The sequence below is a fragment of the Streptomyces sp. NPDC059909 genome (assembly GCF_042730885.1).
Lineage (GTDB): Bacteria > Actinomycetota > Actinomycetes > Streptomycetales > Streptomycetaceae > Streptomyces.
In genome coordinates this window covers 1-7,754 of the sequence record NZ_JBHWKX010000146.1, presented here as the reverse complement: position 1 = coordinate 7,754, position 7,754 = coordinate 1, and the positions used below count along the sequence as shown (strand labels likewise).

Sequence of the window (7,754 nt, the reverse complement as noted above, 5' to 3'; positions counted from 1 at the left end):
TCCTCATCCGCCAGAACCACCTCGACCGTCGGCCGACCCATACGCGCCATGAGCCCAGCCTACTTCTATGGCGGAATAAAGACTCAGGACACTAGGTCATGGTTGCAGCTGCCCCCGGACCACCCCGCCGTCGTCGTCGCGCTGCGCACACTCGCCGACCAGGTCCGCCTCGGCGTCCCCGATCTCAAAGTCGCGATCACCCAGCTCAGCGAGTCGCACCCAAGGGGCGGTCGTTCCTACGATGGAGATGGTCGACGGGGCAGCTGTCAACGTGCGGACCATCTCGGGCCCAACCGGCGACGGCCGCGGGACGCGAGTGAGCAGACCAGCCCCGACATCACCACGCGCGAGCCATCCACACGGCGCATTCACTACGCAGTCCGACGCCAGCCCCATTCATACCGCCGCCCCGGGTAAACGGCGGGGACAAGGACACGCCATGGGGTCCCGAAGTTCCAGAGACAAGCCCGCCGCACGCCGCGCCCGAATAGAGGAACTGCGCCGCGCAGATCAGGCACGAAACCGCCGGAACAAGATCATCACGCTGGTCGTCGCCGCAGTGATCCTCGCGGCCCTTGTCGGCGGCGCCTGGTACCTCCTCGCCACCACACAGGGGGCCGAGCAGGAGAAGGCCGCTCCGGTCGCGGGCGAACAGACCTGGTCGAACCTCAGTCAGACCCATGTCACCAAGGACGTCAGGTACCCGATGACACCGGGTGCCGGCGGTGACCACGACCCGGTCTGGCAGAACTGCAACGGCGACGTGTACACCAAGCCGGTGGCCGAGGAGAACGCCGTGCACTCGTTGGAACACGGCGCTGTCTGGGTCACCTACACCGAAAAGGCGGCACCCAGTGACGTCAAGTCGCTCAGCGACCGAGTGTCGAAGACCCCATACAGCCTGATGAGCCCATTCCCCGGCCAGCCCTCGCCGATCACCCTGACCGCTTGGGGACACCAACTGAATGTGACCACGGCATCCGACGCCCGCGTGGCGGAGTTCTTCGACAAGTACGTCCAAGGCGCGCAGACGCCCGAGCCGGGAGCCGCCTGCACCGGAGGGAAGACAGCCTGACCGTCACGCGGAAGGAGAAGTTCGGGATCACCGCGGTCGGCAGGATCATCACCGTCCCGACGAAGAACGACGCCAGCGGCGTCGCGTCGAGAAGCGGCCCGCACGGCCCATGATTCGGTGGCCCGCACGGCGCACAGGGCGAGATAGGCCCGCCGCAATGCGCCGGGCCTGTGTGTTCGATGCACGGTCAGCCCATGCCGTTGCGTCCGTCTTCGCTGTGGTGTCCGTGCTCGGTCGAACCGCCCATCATCGAGCCGGACATCATGCCTTCGGACATCATCTCTTCCATGTGCTGCCGCGCCTTTGCGCGCTCAGAGGCGGGCAGATGCTCCGTGCAGTGCCGGATCATCTCCTCCCTGTCGTGGCCGGCGCGCGCCCCAGGTCCGGAATCGGAGCTGTATGTCGCTGCGGGCCTGGGTTCAGAGGCCGAGGTCGCGGCGAGCGCGGCGGTGGCGCCGTAGGTGCCGACACCGCCGAGGACGGCGGTCGCGACGGCCAGGCCGATGGTCCTGCGCTTGATCATGATTCGCTCCTTGTGCCAGGCGGGGCTGTGTGTCATCGACGCTAGGCACGGGCTGTGAAGGAGCCATGAAGCGCCGATGTGGGGGCGCTGTGCACTCGCACCTGCGGGATTCCCACACGCGGGAGGAGCTCCGGGCGGCTACCAGCACAAACTCGACCACCAAGCAGCCCGCGGCAACCGAGTAGGCACTATAGGAGCGGTTTGCTACCCCTAGGGGGTAGGCGTAGCGTCCACAGTGGAGGGAGGTTCGGATGAAGAACCAACAGGTTCATCAGGGGAAGCAGTTCCTCGCCCCGGACGTCGTGGACGATGCGGTCGTACGACTGGCGAAGATCAGCGGACAGGTGCAGGGCGTCACCCGGATGATCCGGGAGGGTCGGCACTGCGTCGACGTCCTGGACCAGATCGAATCCGTGCGCAAGGCCCTGGACGGCGTATCCCGTCAGGTGATGCGCAACTACCTGGAACGGTGCGTCACCGACGCGATCAAGGGCGATGACCCGCTCATCTACGACGAGCTCATGAAGGTGCTGTTCCGGCACCGCTGACCGGCGTCGACGGCAAAGGACGAGGGAGTTGACGTCATGCCCAACGTGATCACCGTGATCGTTCGCTGCGAAAGCAGCAGATGTGCCATCGGGACGCAGCTCATAGGGAGGACGTCATGAGCGCGGACCAGATCGGGGTTCTCATCGGCGCCTGTGCGCTGATCGCTCTGCTCGCCTGGTTCTTCTTCGGCCCCAGGAAAGCCCAGCTGGCCGAACTTCGGGGCGGCGCCCAGGAGATCGGGATCACCGTGAAGGGTGGTTACTCCCCTGACCTGATCCGGGTCCGCCAGGGCGTGCCCGTCCGTCTCGTCTTCGACCGGCAGGAGAGCGGAGACTGCACCTCCCGTGTGCTCTTCCCGGACTTCGCCCTCGCCAAGTCGCTTCCGGCGTTCGGCAAAGCAACGGTGGAGTTCACGCCCGACAAGGCGGGCCGGTTCGGCTTCGCCTGCGGCATGAGCATGGTGCACGGCACGCTGCTGGTCGAGCCGGGCGCCGGGGACGGTGCCGCCGTACCGTCCGCCGTCACCGAGGAAGCAGCAGTCTCCCCCGTAGCCGTACCGGGCGAGATCGACACCGGCGAGACCGAAGCTGCCGAGCGCCAGGCGGAGATCAAGGATCTGTCCCGGCGGGTGCTCGTCGGTGCTGTTCTGTCCGCACCAGTCGTACTGGCGGTGATGCTGCACGAGTTCCTCGGCGCCGACGTGCCGGACCTACTGCTCAACCGGTGGTGCCAACTCGCGCTGATCACGCCGGTGATGTTCTACACGGGCTGGCCGATCCACCGGACCGGGTGGCTCGCGCTGCGGACCCGCAGCGCCGAGATGAACACGCTGATCACCCTGGGCACCTGCGCGGCATACGGCTACAGCCTGCTGGTCACCGTGGCGCCGGGGCTGCTGCCTGCCGGGGTACGCGAGGTCTACTACGAGGCCGTCGGGGTCATCCTCACGTTGATTCTGCTGGGCCGACTGTTCGAGGCGAAAGCCAAGGCCGGTACAGGGCAAGCGATCCGTGAACTCCTGGGATTGCAGGCCAAGACGGCCCGGGTCGTACGGGACGGGACGGAGCTTGAGATACCGGTTGAGGACGTGGTGGCCGGTGATGTGGTCGTGGTCCGGCCCGGGGAGAAGGTCCCGGTGGACGGAGTCATCGTCGACGGTCGCTCCACCCTGGACGAGTCCATGGTGACCGGGGAGTCGATCCCGGTGACCAAGAGCGTCGGGGACGAGGTGGTCGGTGCGACCGTCAACCAGACCGGCGCCTTCCGGCTGAAGGCGACCAAGGTCGGCGCCGACACGATGCTGGCGCAGATCATCCGGTTCGTGCAGCAGGCGCAGGCGTCCAGGGCCCCCATCCAGCGGATCGCGGACCTGGTGGCGAGCTACTTCGTCCCGGCGGTGGTCTTCATCGCCATCGCCACCTTCGCCGTCTGGTACATCGTCGGGCCTGCCCCGGCCCTGACCTTGGGGCTCGTCTCCGCCGTGGCCGTACTGATCATCGCCTGCCCCTGCGCGCTCGGCCTGGCCACCCCGCTGTCGATCATGGTGGGCACCGGCAAGGGCGCACAGAACGGCATCCTCATCCGCTCCGCCGAGGCTCTGGAAACGGCGCACCGGCTGCAGACGATCGTGCTGGACAAGACCGGCACCATCACCCAGGGCCGGCCCACGCTGACCGACGTCGCCCCGTCGAACGGATTCGCCGAGGACGATCTCGTACGCCTGATCGCCTCCGCCGAGGACTCCTCCGAGCACCCCCTCGGCCAGGCCATCGTGCAGGGCGCTGCCGAACGCGGCATCCGCCTCGCGGCCGCGAGCGAGTTCGACTCGGTGACCGGCAAGGGCATCACCGCCACCGTCGACGGACACCGTCTCCTCGTGGGCAAGCCCGCCCTGCTCACCGATGCGGGCATCGACACCGCTCCCCTGCAACCAGAGGCGGACCACCTCGCCGCCGAGGGAAAGACGCCGATCTTCGCGGCGGTCGACGGGCGGCTGGCCGGCGTGGTGGCGGTCGCCGACACCGTCAAGGAGGACTCGGCCGCCGCCATCGCCGGACTGAAGCGACTCGGCCTCGAAGTCGTGATGATCACCGGCGACAACCGTCGTACCGCCGAGGCCATCGCACGCCAGGTCGACATCGACCGGGTCCTCGCCGAGGTGCTGCCGGAGAACAAGGCGCAGGAGATCCAGCGGCTGCAGGACGAAGGCAAGCAGGTCGGCATGGTCGGGGACGGCATCAACGACGCCCCCGCGCTCGCCCAGGCCGATGTCGGCTTCGCCATCGGCACCGGCACGGACGTCGCCATCGAGGCGTCCGACATCACCCTGATCTCGGGGGCGCTGAGCGGAGTGGTCACTGCCGTGACATTGAGCCGGGCCACGATGCGCAACATCCGCCAGAACCTGGTCCTGGCTTTCGTCTACAACACCGCGGGCATCCCGCTGGCGGCCGGTGTCCTCTACCCATTCACCGGCTGGCTGCTCAGCCCGATCATCGCCGCCGCGGCGATGGCGCTGTCGTCGCTGTCGGTGGTGGGCAACGCCAACCGGCTGCGCACCTTCACCCCGAAGCCGCTCCCCACCCCTACCCGGCAGCCCGCGGGAGCCCAGCCCTCGATCAAGGTGGCCGCCTCATGACATCCGCGACCGCGACCGTCCTGGTCGTCGACGACGAACTGAAGCTGCGCGCCCTGGTCCGCGACTACCTGGAGCGCGAGGGGTACGGGGTGCTGGAGGCAAGCGAGGGCCGCCAAGCCCTCGATCTGGCCCGCACCGCCCTGCCCGACCTGATCGTCCTCGATCTCGGGCTGCCCGGCCTGCCCGGTGAGGAGGTGGCCCGGCTGCTGCGCAAGACCAGCGACGTGCCGATCGTCATGCTCACCGCCAAGGCCGCCGAGAACGACCGTGTCATGGGGCTGCGCCTCGGCGCCGACGACTATGTCGTCAAGCCGTTCAGTCCACGCGAGCTTGTCGCCCGGATCGAGGCGGTGCTGCGCCGCACCCTGGGCGGGCGCGCAGCAGCCGAGGAAGCAGCCTTCGCCTACGGCGACGGCCGGCTGCGGATCGATACCGAGCGCCGCGAGGTGCAGAGCGACGGGCATCCGGTCGAGCTAACCCGGACTGAGTTCGACCTGCTCACCGCGCTCGCCACGCGCCCCGGCCGGGCATGGACCCGCATGGAACTGGTCGGCAGGGTCCAGGGCCACACGTTCGAGGCGTACGAGCGCACCATTGACGTGCATGTGAAGAACCTGCGCCGCAAGCTCGGGGACACCCCGCCGTCCCGCGTGATCGTCACCGTGCCCGGAGTCGGTTACAAGCTGGGACTGGACAGAGATGCGTGATCTGCTGCGCGGTCGGTTCGCCCGCCGCCTGGCGCTGGCCTTCGCCGCCCTGGGCATCGGCGCGGCGGCCCTTACCGCGATCCTGGTCAACGTCGCATTCGGGGCGCGCTTCGACGACTACCTCGCCAAGCAGCAGCAGGTCCGCCAGGAGCAGTTGGTCGCCCTGTTCGCGGCCGAGTACCAGCGGGCCGATGCCTGGACTCCCGAATCGCTGAACGAACTCGCGCCGACGGTGACGATGACCGGCTCGCAGGTCGAACTGCGCGGCGAACGCGGGCAGGAGATCTGGTCGCTCAATGATGCCAGCGTGGACCCGGCGATGGCGGCCATGCATCGGGACATGATGGGCATCGGAGAGCTCGGCCCCGTACGTGCCCTGCCCGTCATGGTGGACGGACGGCGCGTCGGCACCCTGGACGTCCGTGTCCCGAAGGGCCAGATCCCTGCCGTCGACCAGGGCTTCCGGGCCGACGTCAACCAGGTGCTCGTCGCCGGCGGAGTTACGGCAGGGCTGGTCGCCCTCGCTGTCGGCCTGTACACCGCACGACGGGTCACCGCCCCCATCACCGAACTCACCCACGCCGCCGATGACTTGGCCGCCGGGCAGCGGGACCGGCGCGTGACCACCATCCCTGACAACGAGATCGGCCAACTGGCCACGACCTTCAACACCATGGCCGACCGGGTGAAGAAGGAGGATGAACTCCGCCGCCTCTTCGCGTCCGACATCGCACACGAACTGCGCACCCCACTTGCCATCCTGCGCAGCGAACTCGAAGCCGTCCAGGACGGCATCCGCGAACCCACCCCGGAGCTCATCACCTCCCTGCACGACGAGACCCTGCGCCTGGGACGGCTCATCGCCGACCTGGAGACCGTCGCTTCCGCGGACGCCGCTGTCTTCACCCTCAAACGGGAACCGCTGTCCCTCACCGCCCTCGTCCGCGACACCGCCGGCCACCTCGCCGACCGCTTCACCGAGGCCGGGATCATTCTGCGCATCGACCTCCCTGCAGAGGTGCAGGTCGACGGCGACGCGGAACGGCTGCGGCAGATCGTGACCAACCAGCTCACCAACGCGTTGAAGTTCGTTCCCGCGGGCGGCACCGTCATCGTCACCCTGCGTCAGGACGGCGACTGGGCCGAACTGCGGGTAATCGACACCGGCCCCGGAATCCCCGCCGAAGAACTCCCCCGCATCTTCGACCGCTTCTTCCGCAGCAGGGCCGCCCGCGCCGACGGATCCGGCATCGGGCTGGCCGTGGCCGCCGAACTCGCCGCCGCCCACGGCGGCACCATCACCGCCGACAGCACCCCCGGTCACGGCACCACCTTCACCACCCGCCTGCCCGCCCTCGACCGCTGACGGCTTATCGCACCGGTCGACGGCGCACGGCAACCGCTGCGCGTGTCCCGGTGTCAGCGAGCGGCCAGGTCGGCTGCTTGATCACCCTTGGCTGTAGCCCGTTGACGTGCGCGGTGCTCGTTCTGCTTGCGCCACCCGTACCGGGTCACGCCCCGCGGCTTGAACATCGACAGGATCGTGATGATGAGCAGCACCACCAGGCCGCCGACGGAGTGGAGCAATGTGCCCGGCAGCTCGCGGGAATTGGCACTGGACCTCGCCATCTCTGCCAGGTGGCTCACAGTCTGTGTCTCTATCAGCAGGACCGTGGCGGCGAAGACAGTGAGCAGGAGTTTCACCAGCACCCAGTAGTGCTGGAACAGTCCCCACGAGGTGCCCAGCGCGTTGACGATCCCGATGAGCACCGACGCGAGGGCCAGCGGGACGATCGCGTACAGGACCGTCACCTCCATCGCGGCGTACGCGCCACGCACCTCCGGTATGTCCTGGCTGGTGACAGCGGTGATGCCGAGCACGAGGTAGGCAAGGACCGCGCCGAGCCAGCCGACCGAGGTGACGACGTGTGTGGTGAGCACGATCTTGCGGAGGCGAGGAGGCATGATCATCACTAGTGGCTCGTCACGCAGCCTTGGTCGGGTATTGGGTCCATTGGCGGATCGGTGAGTCGGGGGCGAAGTTGGTCTTCGGTTCCGTGTGTGTATTGCGCCAGCGGACGTAGGCGGCGATGGCGGCGTTCTGCTCGTCGTGGCTGCGGTGGTCGGTGCCGTTGAGTGCGAAGTAGCGCAGGGCTGCGAACTCGGCCTCGTCGGGTAGGACCGCTGCATTGCTGCAGCGGTCCCCCCTCAGAACCGGCCATGCCCGTTTCCGAGCAACCGGCTCAAGCAAGCCCCATGGGC

At 68.1% G+C, this 7,754-nt stretch carries 7 protein-coding genes and 1 pseudogene; 5 read left to right on the top strand and 3 right to left on the bottom strand.

Translation table 11 applies throughout. The annotated features are described in order from the left end of the window. Positions 1 to 439: 439 nt before the first annotated feature. Entirely contained in the window at positions 440 to 1,075 is a 636-nt protein-coding gene (locus tag ACFV9O_RS38840) for a DUF3105 domain-containing protein (protein WP_385427389.1), read from the top strand. A 187-nt stretch (positions 1,076 to 1,262) separates the two neighbouring features. Here ACFV9O_RS38840 and ACFV9O_RS38835 read toward each other — a convergent pair whose 3' ends face one another. Next, positions 1,263 to 1,598 carry a hypothetical protein gene (locus tag ACFV9O_RS38835; protein WP_385427386.1) on the bottom strand — a complete coding sequence of 112 codons (336 nt, stop codon included), beginning with the start codon at positions 1,596 to 1,598 and terminating at the stop codon, positions 1,263 to 1,265. A gap of 251 nt (positions 1,599 to 1,849) precedes the next feature. On the opposite strand from ACFV9O_RS38835, the gene ACFV9O_RS38830 reads away from it, so the two are divergent. The 4 genes from ACFV9O_RS38830 (at position 1,850) to ACFV9O_RS38815 (ending at position 6,858) form a co-directional block, all read left to right on the top strand. After that, entirely contained in the window at positions 1,850 to 2,146 is a 297-nt protein-coding gene (locus ACFV9O_RS38830) for a metal-sensitive transcriptional regulator (RefSeq protein ID WP_385427383.1), read from the top strand. 116 nt (positions 2,147 to 2,262) lie between these two features. Beyond that, a complete protein-coding gene (locus tag ACFV9O_RS38825) occupies positions 2,263 to 4,785 on the top strand; it encodes a heavy metal translocating P-type ATPase (RefSeq protein WP_385427380.1) in 2,523 nt (840 codons plus the stop codon). Continuing rightward, a complete protein-coding gene (locus tag ACFV9O_RS38820) occupies positions 4,782 to 5,492 on the top strand; it encodes a response regulator transcription factor (RefSeq protein ID WP_385427377.1) in 711 nt (236 codons plus the stop codon). The genes ACFV9O_RS38825 and ACFV9O_RS38820 overlap by 4 nt, the downstream gene beginning before the upstream one ends. Further along, on the top strand, positions 5,485 to 6,858 hold the full coding sequence (locus ACFV9O_RS38815) for an ATP-binding protein (protein WP_385427375.1): 1,374 nt from the start codon (positions 5,485 to 5,487) through the stop codon (positions 6,856 to 6,858). The genes ACFV9O_RS38820 and ACFV9O_RS38815 overlap by 8 nt, the downstream gene beginning before the upstream one ends. 53 nt (positions 6,859 to 6,911) lie before the next feature. On the opposite strand, the gene ACFV9O_RS38810 is transcribed toward ACFV9O_RS38815, so the two are convergent. Then, positions 6,912 to 7,457, bottom strand: a complete 546-nt coding sequence (locus tag ACFV9O_RS38810) for a hypothetical protein (RefSeq protein ID WP_385427372.1) — start codon at positions 7,455 to 7,457, stop codon at positions 6,912 to 6,914. 19 nt (positions 7,458 to 7,476) lie between these two features. Continuing rightward, positions 7,477 to 7,754: pseudogene (locus ACFV9O_RS38805) on the bottom strand (hypothetical protein); the annotation flags it as partial.